Here is a 17,817-nt window from a genome sequence, read left to right as displayed (position 1 = left end):
AGCATGTTAATGAGATGTAATCAGGTGCGGTGGGTGTGGCTTTAAAATCAATATTCATTAATCTAGGGAGGTTATTCATTAAAAAGGTTTTTTTCGGTGTTTTTTAGTTTTTTATTGCATAAAAATATCAACATGAAATTTTTTAAATTTGGTTTGTTTTTTGCAATTTTACATCATTTGTTAACTTTTTGGTTGGCGCGTTTGGTGGGTAGTACAGTCCGCGTATGAGCCAGCTAGTTGCAGGTGCTAATGTATGTATTAACAATTTCAGCTAGACAGCCTTAAAAAAGATTATAAAGAAATACTTAAAGTGTATTAATTCATATTAGCTCGCCTCTAACTTACCAACTTGAGATAGCTGGTTAAACAAAATGCCTGCTTGGGTACGGTTATACACATTCAGCTTTCGCAAAATGGCCGATACATGTTGTTTTATGGTGGTTTCTTGAATCGACATTTCAAAGGCAATTTGTTTGTTCAAAAGCCCGTCGGCTATCATCGCGAGTACACGGTATTGCTGTGGAGTGAGTTTTTCTAGGTTGCGGGCAAAATTGCTCTGTTCGTCATTAACAACCACATCAGTTAAGTCAATATCTGTTGGCAACCAGGAGTCTCCATTGAGTACATGTTCAATGGCTTCACTGATCACATCAAGGGATGATGACTTTGGAATATAGCCTGCAGCACCTAAGCTCATGGCTTGTTTTATGATAGTGGGGGTTTCGTTAGCCGATACCATAATAATTAATATATCAGGGTATTGATTTCTTAGTTGCGAGAGCGCTTGTAAACCATTGGCGCCAGGAATTGTTAAATCTAAAAATATCAGCTCTATCTCGGGGTGTGATTTTAATAAGCTAAATAACCCATCGATATCGCTGGTTTCTTTTATATATTGTTCTGGTACAGAAGTCGCTGCTGCTTGACGTAGCGCACTTCTGAATAAAGGGTGATCATCAGCAATTATGGTATTCACAGCACAAGCCATTTCAAATAGTCTCCAATGCAATAAGTTATATGTGATTTTGCGATGTGAAACAAGGTTTGTCTGTGGGGATATACAGACAAACCCTAGGGTCTGTTCACCTTTCAAGATTGAATTTGCAGCATCAATGCCAAACAGGCGCTGCCCTTCGGGTTCTTCCGAGGGGCGATTTACTCTTTGTTGCTCGGTTTTTACTTAGCCCACTAGGTTACAAACCTCGCGCCGCGATTAAAATAGCCCCTAGTTTGAACAAATTTCAATCCGCAAAGGTCAACAGGCCCTAGTGATATTAAATTTTAAAAACGATAGCCCACAGTGAGTGATATTGTGCGGGGGTCACCGTAATAACCAATTAAGGTATTATCGCCACCAAGACCCGGTGTGTATTTGCTGGTATCAGTTGGATCTGACGGGTCAGGTGCTACAAACTGGTAACCACCAATCATGTATTCTTCATCGGTTAGGTTTTTACCATAAATACCCGCAGTCCAATGGCCATCTGCGCTATACCAAGTAACACCAATATTTAATAATCCGTAGGCGTCTTGTGTTAAGAGGCTATCTTCTTCGAACAGTGCGTAATCACCGCGATGGTAATAATTTCCATTCATAACAAAGTCGCCCATTTCTGTGTATAAACGATAGGTAGCACCTAAGTTGAAAGTTAGATCTGGGGTGTTTGAAACACTAAAACGGTCTGATTTATCAAATGTTTCACCGGTATCAGGATTGGTATCAATTACATTTTCAAAACTACTGTCGATGTAACCTATTGACGCGTCGAAAGTTAGTGCATCGTTTGCAACATAGCTAAGTTCTAATTCAACGCCATCAGACTTAGACTCGCCAATATTACCTAAGCGCTGGTTTAAATCGGCGGCGCTGTCACCGGGTAATACCGATATGTACTGACGGTCTTTATGATCAAGTGTGAATACAGTTAAATTTGCGCGTAAATTATCATTCCATTCGCTTTTCATGCCTAACTCAATAGAGTCAACCACTTCGGGCCTTGCTGCAGGTTCTGCTGTTGTAGCTCGTGGATTAAATGTCCCTGACTTAAACCCTTGCGAGTAACTAGCAAAAAACATGATGTCGTTATTATATTGATATTCAACACCCGCACGAGGCGTAAAGCGTGACCAATCTTCGCTGTCATCTAGTACCGTAGGCACGAGTTGTCCTTCTGGGCGAACATAACCCGGGATCCAACCTGATTCAGGGTAAACAATGTCAAAAATAAGACCATTATTTACAATCGCTTCTTTGCTGTCTTTGGTATAGCGAGCGCCAAGTGTCATTGACCATTTTTCATCAAAGTCGTAGCTTCCTTGTATATAAGCCGCTTTGCTGGTGGAATTGCTGCAACCGCTTACTTCACGCGTAAGCCCAGGGGAACCTAAACTTTGACCAAGCACACCTAATATTGCTTCAAACTGGCCACACGATTCACCATCATAATAATAAAGCCCTGAGACCATTTTATAGTTATCGCCACTGTGATTTAGCTGCAACTCATGCGTGGTTTGTTCATCGTCATAAATGGCTGGAACATCAAAAATAGGTAAAGAGGTATTATCAAAGTCGATATTGGTTGGTGAATAGCTTTCTCTTGTTGCTGCAACGTATTTAATACTCGTGTTTGCACTCATATCCCAGCGAGCAGTTAAGCTCATACCTTCAAGTTCTACTTTGTTCCATGTTGGTAAACTAGTATAAGAGTCATACACGCTATCTGGCACAGGTGCATTAGTTAATATGCTTGGAAGTAAGCGATACCCGCCTTTCGCGTTAGAGTCATCATCGGTTTTATCCCACGCTAAACGAAAGAATAAGTCATCTGTAGGGGTGTACTCTAACGTCACCCGTGCTGCGGTAACATCTTTGTTATAGTTTTCGCGGTCTTGATTATCAAGCGCTGACGTTAAAAATTCACCATAGCCATCACGGTTCAATGTGGCAAAACCAAAACCAACATAGAGTTTTTCGTCAATAAGCGGGAGCTGCCCAGTGACTTTTAAATCTTTTTGGCTGTAGCTGCCTACGGTGCCTTGAATATTTAGCGTTGCATCTCCGCTCATTTCTTTGGTGACATACTTAACTGCACCACCAATAGTGTTTTTGCCATATAGCGTACCTTGTGGGCCACGTAACACCTCAATTTGTTGTACATCAAGTAAGTCGAGCACGGCACCTTGCGGGCGGGCGATGTATACATCATCAATGTAAATACCTACGCCAGGTTCATAGCCCCAAAGCGGGTCTTGCTGACCTACACCGCGAATAAACGCAGTGATGGTAGAGTTAGTGCCTCGGCTTGATTGTAGCGTAGTGTTGGGTGAAAACTGCTGTACTTCAGTCATTACGCTGATGCCGTTTTCTGCTAATTCTTGTGCGCCAATTGAGGTTACGGCAACCGGAACTTCTTGTAAGTTTTCAACGGTTTTGCGAGCGGTTACTTCTATTCGCTCTAACTCTGCTTTTTTTACTTTAGGCGCTTGTTCAGCTGCCACACTTGTTGCACTTAATAAGGCGAGTGAAACAGCGAGTGTAACGGGTGTGATATTTTGTTTGAGCTTTATCATTGGTGTGTTCCTGTTGTTATTAGTTGATTATTTGTTTGCTCATGTCACCTGCACTTAATGTAGAAGATAGTGTTAAAAAATGAATTAGTACCATAGTGCTATAAAAGCTTAACACCTTGACTTATATGATTTTTGTGTAAGTTTTATAACGTATAGTACCTTAGTGCTATGTCTTTATTTGCGCTGAGCGATAAAACTAACAACAGTTACTGCGATGTCACCTCATCTGGGTAATAACAATAATTATAGGAATGTCTATGCTGAGCATGATAGGGCTGTTAGGCGGTTTAATACTGCTGATAATTTTAACGTTGCGCGGGGTCAATTTATTTATTGCCGCGCCAATATGTGCATTGTTGGTGGCACTAACAAGCGGGATGGCTATATTCCCGGTGACTGCCGACAGTAATTTTATTAACGCGTACATGGATGGCTTTGCTGGATTTTTAAGTGCATGGTTTTTTATGTTTTTACTGGGCTCGTTGTTCGGTAAGTTTATGGAAGATACTGGTGCAGCAGATAGTGTAGCCAGTTACATTGTTGGCAAGTTAGGTATGAAGCATGCGGTGCTGGCGGTGGTGATTGCTTGTGCCGTGCTGACTTATGGCGGAGTCAGTGTATTTATTGTGGCGTTTTCGGTTTACCCAATGGCGCTCAGTTTATTTAAAGATGCCGATTTGCCGCGGCGCTTTATACCCGCAACATTAGCGTTTGGCTCAGTGACATTCACTATGACCTCTGCGGGCTCGCCTGAAATTCAAAATTGGATACCCGTAAAGCATTTAGGTACCTCACCCTATGCGGCATGGGAAGTAAGCTTAGTAGTGGCCATTTTTATGGCAACAGTCGGTTACTTTTGGCTAAATAAAATGATTAAAAAGGCGGTTGCCAAAGGTGAGCGTTTTGCTGCTAGAGAAGACGACCCAATTATTTTAGAGCGTGAACGCCCTCATCCAATCACCGGCGTAATTCCTTTGCTGGTGGTGCTACTCTTATCATTTATGTTGCATGATGTTTTACAACAAACCGCACTAATTGTGGCGTTGCTTGGTGGTGTTTTAAGTATTGTGGTCATCAATTACAAGTATTTTCATAACATGGCAAATGCCATCAATATGGGTACCACTGGCGCCTTAGTTGCTATAGGTAACACTGCTGCTGTAGTAGGGTTTGGCGCAGTGGCTAAAGTATCACCGGCGTTTATTGCTGCTGTTGATGCTATGACTCATATGCCAGGTAATGAGTTAGTGGGGGCTGCTGTTGCCGTGAGCGTAATAGCCGGATTAACGGGTTCAGCATCAGGCGGGCAAGCGATTGCACTACCGCTTGTGGCTCCTGGATATTTGGATATGGGGGTTAATCCAGAGCAATTACACAGAGTGGTTGCTATTAGTTCTGGTGCATTAGACAGCCTGCCACATAATGGTTACGTGGTCACAACTATACGTGCCATTTGTAAAGAAACACATCAACGCGCTTATTGGCCATTAGCCGCATTGACGGTGGTTATCCCATTGGTTGGGGTGGCTCTTGCGCTGAGCTTATTCATCACTTTTTAAGGAATTGCAATGAAAACAATATTAATAATAGGGTTGCTGTTTTTATTTAGTAGTACGGTGTCTGGCGCTGATAAAGCCGAGCCGTTACTAGTAGAAAAGCAACATTTCAGCACAGAAAACTTCACAACGGTTTCTGGCACAACGTTGCCACAGGTTGATATTGGTTGGGAAAGTTATGGTGAGCTTAACAAAGCCAAAGATAATGTAATCTTGATCACTCATTATTTTTCAGGAACCTCTCATGCAGCAGGTAAATATTCAGCCGACGAAGCCGTAGCAGGATACTGGGATGCGTTAATTGGCCCAGGAAAAGCCATAGATACTAACAAGTATTTTGTGATCAGCTCTGACACCTTAGTCAATGCTAATTGGCATGACCCACACGTAATCACTACGGGGCCTGCATCAATTAACCCTGCGACAGGTAAACCTTATGGCTTGGATTTTCCAGTGGTTACTATTACTGATTTTGTTAACGTACAAAAACGCTTATTAGAGAGTTTGGGTATTACTAAATTACATGCCGTGATGGGCGCATCTATGGGCTCTTTTCAGGCGCTAGAGTGGGCAACGCGTTATCCAGATCAGGTTGAACGCCTAATCCATGTTATTGGTGCAGCAACCATGGATGCATGGACTGTCGCTGCGCTTGAAAAATGGGCACTCCCCATTCGTTTAGATAAAAACTGGCAGCAAGGTAATTACTACGACAAGGAGCGCCCATTAGATGGACTTGCCGCAACCATGCTAAATATTACCCAAGATGCGATGCATCCAATTATTTATAACGCTAGCTTCCCTGACTTTAACGTACTTGATGAAGGCGCGTTAAAAGACATTCGTACCTTGCCTAAGTTAAACCAAGTACTAGCACAGCGTGCAATGGCGCGTGCACAAACCCAAGATGCAAATCATGTATTGTATTTGGTACGGGCATCACAACTGTTTACTGCCGGTATGGAAGGCAACTTAAGCGCAGCACTTAAAAAAATTAGCGCTAAAACACTGTTATTGCCTGCAACCAATGATTTACTGCTACGCCCTGAAAATATGCGCACTGTATATGAGTCAATGAAGTCGCTTGGGAAAGAGGTTCAGCTTTCTGAAATTGAAGGCGGCTGGGGGCATCTCGATGGAATTTTTTCAATCTCGCCTAAAGCGCAGCTGATCAGTGAATTTTTAGAGGAGTAGCAGTATGAGTAAAAACGTATTAATCACCGGCGCGGCTAGTGGTATAGGGCTACACATTGCTGAGCAGCTAGCCCTAGCTGGGCATAGCATTATTGTAACCGACCTTAATGAACAGGTAGCTCAACAAGCCGCGCAAAAAATAGTTAATCAGGGCGGTAACGCTCAGGGCTATGCATTGAATGTGGCAGATAGCCAAGCGATTGAAGATTTTTTTAGCACTCTTACGCAACCTGTGGATGTATTAATTAATAATGCAGGAATACAGCATGTAGCTAAATTAGAAGACTTTCCTGCAGATAAGTGGCTGCTTTTACAGCAAGTGATGTTGGTAGGTCCCGCAATGATGACTAAAGCGGTACTGCCACGCATGCGTGAGCAAGATTTTGGCCGCATCATTAATATAGGTTCTATTCACGCCATGGTGGCCTCTAAGTATAAATCTGCTTATATCGCCGCGAAGCATGGCTTAATTGGCTTTGCTAAAACCATAGCATTAGAAACAGGTGATGCCAATATTACTATTAATACAGTGTGCCCAGCGTATGTAAAAACGCCATTAGTGGAGCAGCAAATTGCCGCACAAGCCAAAGAGCATGGTATTTCTGAGCAGCAAGTAATTGACACCATTATGCTGGCACCCATGCCGAAAAAGGCATTTATCGGCTTAGACGAAATCTTGCATACCGTGAGTTTTTTAATGGCAGATGCTGCACGCAACATTACCGCTCAAGCAATCGCCATTGATGGCGGTTGGACTGCACAATAAGGGGGAGCTAATGGCAGGTTTTGATAAAGTAGTAACAAGCTACAGTGACGCTATGACTGGGCTTGAAGATGGCATGACCGTGATTGCTGGTGGTTTTGGTTTATGTGGTATTCCTGAGGGATTAATTGCACAGATTAAGCGCCAAGGCACCCGAGACTTAACCTTAGTATCGAATAACTGTGGTGTTGACGGCTTTGGATTAGGATTGTTACTTGAAGACAAGCAAATTAGCAAAATGATTGCCTCGTATGTGGGCGAAAATGCGTTATTTGAGCAGCAGTTACTGAGTGGCGAGTTAGATGTTGAACTAACGCCACAAGGGACGCTAGCCGAAAAAATGCGCGCAGGCGGCGCCGGAATTCCAGCATTTTATACCGCAACGGGTGTCGGTACGCCTGTGGCTGAAGGTAAAGAAACCCGTTCAATCAAGGGGCGCGAATATTTATTAGAGCCCAGTATAATCGGTGACTTTGCCATTGTTAAAGCGTGGAAGGCAGATCGCTATGGTAATTGTATTTATCGTCATACAGCGATGAACTTTAATCCAATGGCCGCAACCGCAGGTAAAATAACCGTATTAGAGGTTGAAGAAATTGTCGAGCCCGGAGAGCTTGAGCCAGGCCAAATTCATACGCCAGGTATTTATATCGATCGCGTTATTAAAGGTGAGTTTGAAAAGCGTATTGAAAAAACCACCACTCGAGCGGCAAAGTCCTAAGGAGCACATAATGGCATTAACACGAGAGCAAATAGCAAAACGCGTGGCAATGGAATTACAAGATGGCTACTACGTTAACTTAGGAATAGGGATACCTACATTGGTGGCCAATTATGTGCCTAAGGGCATTGAGGTAATGCTGCAATCAGAAAATGGGTTACTGGGCATGGGGCCCTATCCTACCGCTGAAAATGTAGATGCCGATATGATCAACGCAGGAAAAGAAACAGTAACCGCAGCTACGGGTGCCGCTATTTTTAGCTCTGCTGAGAGCTTTGCCATGATCCGCGGTGGGCATGTTGATTTAACCGTGCTGGGTGCGTTTGAAGTGGACCAAAACGGTAACATTGCCAGTTGGATGATCCCTAATAAATTGGTCAAAGGTATGGGCGGGGCGATGGATTTAGTGGCTGGGGCAAAAAACATTATTTGCACTATGACCCATGCTAATAAACACGGTGAATCAAAGCTACTGAATAAATGCAACCTACCGTTAACCGGCGTTGGTTGTATCAATAAAGTAATTACTGATTTGGCTCTATTAGAAATAAAAGATGGCGCTTTTCATTTATTAGAATGCGCACCCGGTGTGACTATTGATGAAATCAAAGCCAAAACTGCGGGTAATTTAGTTATTAGCGACAAAGTCAAAACTATGAGTTTTGAGTGATTTTACTAACGATTTACATGGAGCAAAATAATTGTGTTTGCTTCATGTCATCATCCGATTGCGCTTTTGACGTTCAACAATGACGCTGATAAAGACTTAAGTCGTTTAAATACAGTTTATAATATGCCTCTTTTAAGCCCATCTCATACCTCAAAATATCTTTAAAGCAAGTTTTTTATAAATTGATTGCATTTTAAGCGACTTCTATGGTGATGTTCGCTTTAAGTAATGCTATACTCCCGCCGAATAATTTATCGACTTTATTAAGAGTAAAATTAATGGCAGATTTATCGAAGTACAGAAACATTGGTATTTTCGCGCACGTTGATGCGGGTAAAACCACAACTACTGAGCGTATCCTAAAGCTTACAGGTACTATCCACAAAACAGGTGAGGTTCATGATGGTGAATCGACTACCGATTTCATGGATCAAGAAGCTGAGCGCGGTATTACTATCCAGTCTGCGGCAGTAAGCTGTTTCTGGAAAGATCACCGTTTTAACGTTATCGATACTCCTGGACACGTTGACTTCACCGTTGAAGTTTACCGTTCACTTAAAGTATTAGATGGCGGTGTGGGTGTATTCTGTGGTTCTGGTGGTGTTGAGCCACAATCAGAAACTAACTGGCGCTACGCGAATGAGTCAGGTGTTGCACGTATCATCTTCGTAAACAAATTAGACCGTATGGGTGCTGATTTTTTCCGTGTAACAGCGCAAGTACAAAAAGTACTTGGTGCTACTCCACTTATCATGACTTTACCAATCGGTATCGAAGATGAGTTCTGTGGTGTTGTTGATGTTTTAAACAAAAAAGCATACATCTGGGATGAGACAGGTCTTCCAGAAAACTACACTATTGAAGACGTTCCTGCAGACATGGTAGAGAAAACTGATGAATACCATGAAATGCTTATCGAAACTGCTGTAGAGCAAGACGATGACCTAATGGAAGCGTACATGGAAGGTGAAATCCCTTCAATCGAAGACATCAAGCGTTGTATCCGTAAAGGTACTCGTGACCTTGCGTTCTTCCCTACATTCTGTGGTTCTGCATTCAAAAACAAAGGTATGCAACTTGTACTTGACGCAGTAGTAGATTACCTACCTGCTCCTACAGAAGTTGATCCTCAACCTCTTATGGATGAAGAAGGTAACGAAAACGGCGAGCATGCAATCGTATCTGCTGACGAACCTTTCAAAGCGTTAGCATTTAAGATCATGGATGACCGTTTCGGTGCATTAACATTCGTACGTATCTACTCTGGTGTGCTTAACAAGGGTGACACTATCCTTAATGCATTTACTGGTAAAACTGAGCGTGTTGGCCGTATGGTTGAGATGCAAGCAGATGAGCGTAAAGAGCTTACTTCAGCGCAAGCGGGCGATATCATCGCTATCGTTGGTATGAAGAACGTGCAAACTGGTCACACTCTTTGTGATCCTAAGCACCCAGTAACACTTGAGCCAATGGTATTCCCAACTCCAGTAATCTCGATTGCTGTACAGCCTAAAGATAAAGGCGGTAATGAGAAAATGGGTGTTGCTATCGGTAAAATGGTTGCAGAAGATCCATCTTTCCAAGTTGAAACTGATGAAGATTCAGGTGAAACTATCCTTAAAGGTATGGGTGAGCTTCACTTAGATATCAAAGTAGATATCCTTAAGCGTACTTACGGTGTAGACCTTATCGTTGGTCAACCACAGGTTGCTTACCGTGAAACTATCACTCGTGAAATCGAAGATAGCTACACGCATAAGAAACAATCTGGTGGTTCTGGTCAATTCGGTAAAATCGATTACCGTATCAAGCCTGGCGAAGTGGGTTCTGGTTTCACGTTCACATCTTCAGTTGTTGGTGGTAACGTACCTAAAGAATTCTGGCCTGCAGTTGAGAAAGGCTTTAAGTCAATGATGAACGAAGGTGTTCTAGCTGGCTTCCCAGTACTTGACGTTGAAGTTGAACTTTTCGACGGTGGCTTCCACGCCGTGGATTCATCAGCAATCGCATTCGAAATCGCAGCTAAAGGCGCTTTCCGTCAGTCTATCCCTAAAGCGGGTGCACAACTTCTTGAGCCAATCATGAAAGTTGACGTGTTCACGCCAGAAGATCACGTAGGTGACGTAATCGGTGACCTTAACCGTCGTCGTGGTATGTTAAGCGACCAAGAAGCTGGTTTAACTGGCGTTCGCATTAAAGCAGACGTACCGTTATCAGAAATGTTCGGTTACATCGGTTCACTACGTACAATGACATCAGGTCGTGGTCAGTTCTCTATGGAGTTCTCACACTACGCACCATGTCCACAAAACGTAGCTGACACAGTAATCGCTGCAGAAAAAGAGAAAAAAGCAGCTAAGTAATTAGCACTTTAACTCTTTAAAAAAAACCCGCACTTGTTGCGGGTTTTTTATTGTCTGAAGGTTATTAAGCTCGAAAATTAAAACGTGCGGTCATAAAAAAGGAACAACAGTTAGTTGCTCCTTTTTTATTTATTATGACTATACCAATCTTCAAAATAGCTGACTTAATTAAGCGAATTGGTATTAATTTAGCTTATTAGCTGTTTTTGTGATGAGTGCTTTAAACTTCTTACGATGTGATTCACTACTAAAGCTCTGAATAGGCATGGTTACTTTATGTTCTTGTGGTAACAGCGGTATTGCTGTTGAATAACGCCCTGCAGGTGGAACGGTTATCTCTTTGAGGTGTACTTTAAGTGCCGCTAATGTTGCATCATTATCGACTTCACTCGGGCAGAGAAAAATCCCCCATTTTCTGAGCTTAACGCCTAGCTTGATACTACTTGAATAGCGCACAATAGGTGCAGCGAGTATGAGCCCTAATAAAATAGGAGATAACCACCAAAAAAAGACTGGCGTAAAGTAATAAGCAACGCTACCCCATACAATGGCAATCAGCGAAGAAAGCAATGTATAACTAAACGCTTCTTTCCATGGCACCATTCTGCCTTCACGCGGTTGAGCGTCCCATTTTACTTTTTTACCTAAAAATACACAGACTACAAAATATGCATGAAAAACCATCATTAATGGTGCCACAATAATGGCAAACACGGTTTCAATTATAGACCCTAAAGTAAGTTTTAATGCACCACCAAAGCGCTGCTTACGGTGTACTAAGGTAACAATCACGCCCATGAGTTTAGGCAATAATAAAATAATGATAGTTAGGTAAAGTAATGAGTCAATGAGTTCTGTTTTGGCTATTTGCCAAGTTGGAAATAGTTGATAGGCGCGATTAAAATAGACATCGCTATTTAAAGCGCGTGTTACCGCATCTATGGTACTTAACGCCAGCATAGATAACCAAATGAGTGATGATATATACGCGGTTGCACCCAGTAAAAAATGCAGCTTACTCATTAGCTTTAATTTTGCTGATGATAATAAGCCAAGGTGTTGAATATTACCTTGAACCCAGCGTCTATCGCGTACAGCATAATCTAATATGTTGCTCGGAACTTCCTCGTAACTGCCTTCAATATCGGCAAGTAATAATACGTCCCAATTCGCGCTATGTAATAAAGAGGCTTCCACAAAATCATGACTTAAAATTTCACCACCAAAAGGCGCTTTACCTTTTAGTGTTGGCAAGCCACAGCAATCAATAAATGCTTTGACGCGAATAATGGCATTATGGCCCCAGTAATTGGCTTTGTCGGTCTGCCAAAAAGCAGAGCCGGTAGCTAACATTGGACTATAAAGAATTGAAGCGAACTGTAAAAAGCGTCCAAAAAAGGTATCTTGGCGCACAGGAATAGGGATAGTCTGAATCAATCCCGCTTGTGGATTATTTAGCATACTGGTAGTGAGCTCTAGCATGCATTGGCCAGTCATTACACTATCGGCATCCAATACAATCATATGCTCGTATTGGCTACCCCAGCGCTCACAAAAGTCGGTTAAGTTACCCACTTTACGATGTTTGTTATCTTCACGGCGACGATAAAATACCTGCTTTGCAGTATCACCTAAGCGCTCACATAACGCATGCCATGCACTTAATTCATTACTAGCAATAGTTGCGTCTTGTGTATCGCTTAGTAAATAAAAATCAAAGTGTTTTAATTGCCCTGTCGCTTTTAATGATTGTAAGCTGACTTCAAAGCCTGCAATCACTCTGTGCGTATCTTCGTTATATATAGGCATAACCACAGCTGTTTTTTGCTGTGATAGTGCTTCACTGTTAATAGAGACCGGCTTTATTTTTTTAAGTGTGAGTGGATCTATCCGAAATAGCTGCAGTATAAAACCAATACAACCACTACAAAATGCGGTGACTATCCACGCAAAAGTAATAGAAAATAAAGCAAGAAGTGCATACTCAAGCAAGGTCATGCCATTTGAGTTTAAAATTTCAAACATAATTGAAATGCCATAGCCTGAAAGACCAATAGCAGCGATAGCAAATAACCACACACGAAGTGTTTTAAAAGGCATCGGCGTGCCTGCGCTTTGTTTACTTGATGTCATTTGGATACCAAACATAGCTCCATACCTCGCTCACTTCTTTATTACGTAGCTTTAGCGATAAACGCATATCTACAGGATCACTACCTTGGGGAGCGACTTTAAAAGCAACACGCCAACCTAATGATTTTGGTAATTTTTGCACTGTAATATCGCGGGCTTCACCGGTAGTAAGCTGAAGATCTGCGCTAAGTGCTAATTTTGCTGATAACTGATTGATATCAGGGCCGGTAAAGTCAACAGTAAATTGACGATGGCTTTTTGGCGGTGGATTATCTTCACCAGGTAATGCGGCACTACCAATACGCGTTCTAGCTACTTTGGCCAAATTATTTTGGCTTAGATAATCATTAAACGTCGTCATCTTATAGCTAAACTTTAATGCCTCTCCTGCTTTGAACGGCTTTTCAGGAACCCAATAACTTACAATATTATCGTTTGTTTCAGTATCTGTTGGAATTTCTACTAGCTCAACACGGCCATTGCCCCATTCACCTTGTGGTTCTATCCAAAGGCTAGGGCGGTCATGGTAATGCGCTTCTATATCAAAGTAGTTATTAAAGTCACGGTCACGCTGCACAAGGCCAAAGCCTTTTGGATTCTCATAAGAAAAAGAGGTTACACTGAGTTGGGATGGATTATTAAGCGGACGCCATACCCAATTGCTCTCTTGTGACTGCGTGAGCAAACCATCTGAATCATGTACTTCAGGGCGGTAATCATCAAAAAACTTAGTGCTATTTTCACCGTGATAAAACATGCTCGTTAATGGCGCTATACCTAGCTTTTTAACATCTTTACGCGCAAAAATTTGCATGTCGACGTTAACTCGTGTCTGTGTGTTTGGGTCTATTTCAAACTTGTAGGCTCCCGCTACCGATGGGCTATCGAGTAAAGCAAAAATAGTAATATTAGTTTGCTCTGGTGTTGGTTTTACTAACCAAAACTCTTTGAATGAAGGAAACTCTTCACCAGATGTTTGTGCGGTATCAATTGCCAATCCGCGTGCTGATAAGCCATAAACTTGATTAGGTCCAACTAGGCGAAAATAAGAAGCGCCCTGAAACACCATAATTTCATCTTTATAGTCATCGTTATTTAGTGGGTAATGCAATCTAAAACCAGCATGCCCTAACTGTGTACCTTCAACACTTTTTGCTATTTCATCTTTTAGGTGTGCTGCTGTTCCATCATATTGATAAAAGTCTGTGCTAAATGGGAGGCGGCTAAGTTTGGCATCTTGATCAACGATATTGATTTTGACTGGGGTTTTATATAAAAAACCTGGGTGAAACAGTTGCAGCTCATAAAGCCCTTCATCTTTCCATACCGATTGATCGTGTTTGAAGCGGATTGAGCGGTAGTCTTGATAATCAATACTATTGAGCGCTTCTATTTGTATGTTTTTAGGTGCAATGTAATCTTGCTCAGCAAGCTTTTTAGCACGCGCACTTATCACATCAAATAAGCTGCCTTGTGGTATTGCCGCTTCTAATGAGATTGCTGCAATGGCGTTGTTCGTTCCCCACAGTGAAAAAACTATCAACATCCCTACCAAAGGTTTAAAAGCCCTTTGACAAGTTGATATAAGGTGAATGCGTTCTTTCATTTTGAATCCTTTATAAAAATATATTTACAGCGAGAGTAACGTCTATCTCAATGGTTTTTATATGGGTTAGCAGGACTGGGCAATTATCGTTTTAGCGCAGGTGTAGTAACGCAGCTTCACACTTTGTATTTATTAAACAATAAATGAAAGGTGTGAAATTTGATAAAGGCCATATCAAGGTTTGCATAGATAGTAAGCAATGTTTGCTGAAGCTTGTCTGAATTACATTTGTATAAAAAATAAAAAAGCCGCGAAAGCGGCTTTTGAGTAACTATATAGATATTTTAGGTCACAATACCTAATTGTTAACCGACTAATTAAGCTTAATCAGCATACTTTGTTGCTTTGTACGTTAATTTAACATTACCAAAAGGAATGGCGCCGTTTACACGCACTCGCCACTTACCTTCTTTAGGGTTGGTAAATGAACAGCTTTCACTATTACCGAAGCTTATTGAGGCGCAATCTTTTCTGAAAAGAGTCGGGTTTCTTTTATGGCGTACAAATAAGTTTGCATCACCCCAGCCACCGTCAAGGCTAACCGTTAGCTCGTCATAACCTTGTGGGATTTCAAAGCTGTAGCTTTTCCACCAAAACCACCCGCCAATATTATTAATTTCGCCAATAATTACTTCAGGTTCTGGCTCAGGTGGCGCGATAATGGTCGAGCGAATATCGACAATAACAGGGTCATGATCTGACGCTCTGTAAGGACCTTGAGCATATAAGGTTGATTGTTGTGCGTCAGATTTAAATTCAACATTATAATCAAGCGAGATAGGCTCATCGGCATTAATGTGCCAATCGGTTGCACTGACTACTTTATTTAATAAGCTTGGACTGACTAGGGCGTGATCTAAACTACCCGCTCGGCCAGAAAAGCTATAAGAGTAACCTAAAGTGTTGCCATCTAGCTCAGCAACCACATTTTTAAGGCCTTTATCAGCAAATGCACGGATAGGATCTTCCATTGCATAGGCGTTCATGTCGCCAACAAGAATGATATCTTCATCATCAACCCCTGTTGGTTTGCTATTTAACCAATCAGCAAATGCATTGGCGCCAGCAGTTCGAATTTCGTTCCAACATGCTTGGCCGTCATTTTGATCAGCGTTTCCACCAGTTGCACTTCCACAACCACCTTTAGATTTTAAGTGAGCAACGGCAACAGTAAAGACTTCTTCTGTCTCTAAAGACTTAAAGCTTTGCGCAATAGGTGCGCGATTGCTGTAGTCAAAAGGCGCGTCAGTTGTAATCGCTGCTGTTCCTACTTGCTGTACTTTATCAGCACGATAAATAAGCGCGGTAGTAATAGCGTCGGTGCCGATTTTATCAACACCAAAGTCCACAAATGCATATTGATTTTGACTGTCGGCATCATTAAGTGCATTTACTAAGCTTGCAACTGCACTAAATTCGCCAAAGCCGTCATTTTCAATTTCCATTAAGCCAATCACATCAGCTTGCATAGCACTGATAGCACTAACTAGTTTGGCCTGTTGACGAATTAATTCTACTTCTGAGTCAGCGCCTCGGCTAGTTGGGAAACCGCCGCCTTGGCCATCGCCATTAAAGTAGTTAAGCACGTTAAAGCTGGCAACACGTAAATCAGCGTCAGGGTTTAACTCTGGCGCATCGGTGCGTGGATTCGTAGCTATAAACTGAGGTGTGACCGTTGGGTGAATACGGTAAGTGCTAAAGCTGTACGCTAGGGCGCCAGTAACGGTATTTACTGTATCGCCAGTACGCAGCGTATTCTCTGCTGATAATCCAGGTACAGGGTAAGCAATAGGATCGCGATTTTGACGAGTTGAGCCATCATCTACGAGTATTTTTTTAGTTAGATTTTGCGCTTCAACCGCATTTGCTGCCGCACCAGGAAGTGCAACTTGTGTCCCTTGATATAAACGTTCGGTGGCAAGCTCTAATTCACCGTAACGACCTAAACCATAGTTATTCGTGACAACTAATGGCTGCTCTAGGGTCACCAACATACCTTCAAATACTTCTAACTCACTTTGATCGATAACGGGTAAAGTGATTTTAGTCGGATAAGCTGAAAGGCCGGTATCACAAATAGCAACTTGGCTAACATTACCAATTTGGGTGGCATCAAAGTACTCTTCAACAGTACCTTGTACGCGAACATGGTCGCCAACATTAACATCAGTATTGGTAAAGTAAACAAATACACCTTCAGAAGTAAGGGGATTTGTATCTTCATCACTATTAAGTGAATTTACAAAAAAGCCTTTGAGCTGATCATCTGCTTGGAAATCAGCTGTCACAACGCCTTCAAATTCAACCACAGTGTTAACCAGTGGACTGCTTGCGCCTTCACCTTGAATACTGCTAATTAATGTTTTATCAGCGCCACATAGTAAAGGATCTTCAGGTTCTGGCTCAGGATCTGGATTAGGTGAAGAATTCCCTGCAAAGATACCTAGATCACTAAAATCATCTTGATCAAATTGCAGCCATAGCTCACTTGGATTAAAAGCGCCATCGGCATCAGTGCGTCCGTTTAATTGAGTTTCTTTACGGCGCAGTGTTTTATTTTGTGTTTGTACGCCACCTTCAGACCAAAATGAACCTGGATCTACGCCGCGTTGACCAAAGCTATCAATAACGGTTGAGCCTTGCGTAAGTACCAGTGCGTCATCACCATTAAAGTTAGTGACGGCGCTGAGTTGATCTGCTTTTTCTTTTAATTCAACTGAAGCATTACCATTAACAATGACATAAGTGCTATTAGCAGCAAGTTCACCGGTTAAATCGAGCGTATTGTTTGCCTCTGTATTGCCATTTGAATAGAGACTTAGGGTGTAGCCATCCAATGACAGTGGGGTTGTCGAATTATTAAATAGTTCTACTGCTTTATTATAGCTACTGCCCTCTACGTATTCTGATATAACGAGGTTAGCGGTAGCGGGTGCACTGAGGCTTGCTAACACAAGCGCCAATGGCGTTATTTTTGTTTTCAACATTATTATTTTTTCCCGTGTTTTTGTTTCCCCAAATGGGACGCTTAGTGTAATGAAAAATGATTACAAATAGAATACAGAATGTTAACAATATTAAGTTTTGTTATTTTTTGAGGTAGAACGTACAGTTGTGTGTTTAGTTTTAGGTAAGACAGAGCCTGTGTAGTGTGATTACTATCTATAAAAATAGGGGGTAACGCTGCATAAATGCCAACTATGTGTTGTTCTTAAACATAAAAAAAGGGCAATAAAGCCCT

11 protein-coding genes are annotated in these 17,817 nt (G+C 41.9%); 6 read left to right on the top strand and 5 right to left on the bottom strand.

The window, feature by feature from the left end; translation table 11 throughout:
• Positions 1-325: 325 nt before the first annotated feature.
• Complete coding sequence (locus tag PTET_RS15285; RefSeq protein WP_010392247.1) at positions 326-988, bottom strand: response regulator transcription factor; 663 nt, start codon at positions 986-988, stop codon at positions 326-328.
• 293 nt (positions 989-1,281) lie between these two features.
• Positions 1,282-3,570, bottom strand: a complete 2,289-nt coding sequence (locus PTET_RS15275; RefSeq protein ID WP_096038849.1) for a TonB-dependent receptor — start codon at positions 3,568-3,570, stop codon at positions 1,282-1,284.
• A gap of 257 nt (positions 3,571-3,827) precedes the next feature.
• On the opposite strand from PTET_RS15275, the gene PTET_RS15270 reads away from it, so the two are divergent.
• From PTET_RS15270 to fusA, 6 genes are all read left to right on the top strand, one after another.
• On the top strand, positions 3,828-5,129 hold the full coding sequence (locus PTET_RS15270; RefSeq protein WP_013466216.1) for a GntP family permease: 1,302 nt from the start codon (positions 3,828-3,830) through the stop codon (positions 5,127-5,129).
• 9 nt (positions 5,130-5,138) lie between these two features.
• Entirely contained in the window at positions 5,139-6,320 is a 1,182-nt protein-coding gene (locus PTET_RS15265) for an E22 family MetX-like putative esterase (protein ID WP_016899054.1), read from the top strand.
• A 4-nt stretch (positions 6,321-6,324) separates the two neighbouring features.
• Positions 6,325-7,086 carry a 3-hydroxybutyrate dehydrogenase gene (locus PTET_RS15260; protein ID WP_096038848.1) on the top strand — a complete coding sequence of 254 codons (762 nt, stop codon included), beginning with the start codon at positions 6,325-6,327 and terminating at the stop codon, positions 7,084-7,086.
• A 10-nt stretch (positions 7,087-7,096) separates the two neighbouring features.
• Positions 7,097-7,804 (top strand): CoA transferase subunit A, encoded by a 708-nt coding sequence (locus PTET_RS15255; protein ID WP_016899056.1) that lies wholly within the window; start codon positions 7,097-7,099, stop codon positions 7,802-7,804.
• A gap of 10 nt (positions 7,805-7,814) precedes the next feature.
• Complete coding sequence (locus PTET_RS15250) at positions 7,815-8,474, top strand: CoA transferase subunit B (RefSeq protein ID WP_016899057.1); 660 nt, start codon at positions 7,815-7,817, stop codon at positions 8,472-8,474.
• Between the two features lie 278 nt (positions 8,475-8,752).
• On the top strand, positions 8,753-10,837 hold the full coding sequence (gene fusA / locus PTET_RS15245) for an elongation factor G (protein WP_013466210.1): 2,085 nt from the start codon (positions 8,753-8,755) through the stop codon (positions 10,835-10,837).
• Between the two features lie 183 nt (positions 10,838-11,020).
• Here the strand turns inward: fusA and mdoH are convergent, their stop codons facing one another.
• From mdoH to PTET_RS15230, 3 genes are all read right to left on the bottom strand, one after another.
• A complete protein-coding gene (mdoH, locus tag PTET_RS15240) occupies positions 11,021-12,985 on the bottom strand; it encodes a glucans biosynthesis glucosyltransferase MdoH (RefSeq protein WP_016899059.1) in 1,965 nt (654 codons plus the stop codon).
• Positions 12,957-14,576: a glucan biosynthesis protein G gene (locus tag PTET_RS15235; protein ID WP_096038847.1), complete on the bottom strand. Its 1,620-nt coding sequence runs from the start codon at positions 14,574-14,576 to the stop codon at positions 12,957-12,959. The genes mdoH and PTET_RS15235 overlap by 29 nt, the downstream gene beginning before the upstream one ends.
• Before the next feature lie 323 nt (positions 14,577-14,899).
• On the bottom strand, positions 14,900-17,563 hold the full coding sequence (locus PTET_RS15230; RefSeq protein WP_096038846.1) for an ExeM/NucH family extracellular endonuclease: 2,664 nt from the start codon (positions 17,561-17,563) through the stop codon (positions 14,900-14,902).
• Positions 17,564-17,817 lie beyond the last annotated feature (254 nt).

The sequence above is a fragment of the Pseudoalteromonas tetraodonis genome, assembly GCF_002310835.1.
GTDB lineage: Bacteria > Pseudomonadota > Gammaproteobacteria > Enterobacterales > Alteromonadaceae > Pseudoalteromonas > Pseudoalteromonas tetraodonis.
Note: the sequence above shows the minus strand (reverse complement) of the source record. Positions and strands in the feature narration are given on the sequence as shown.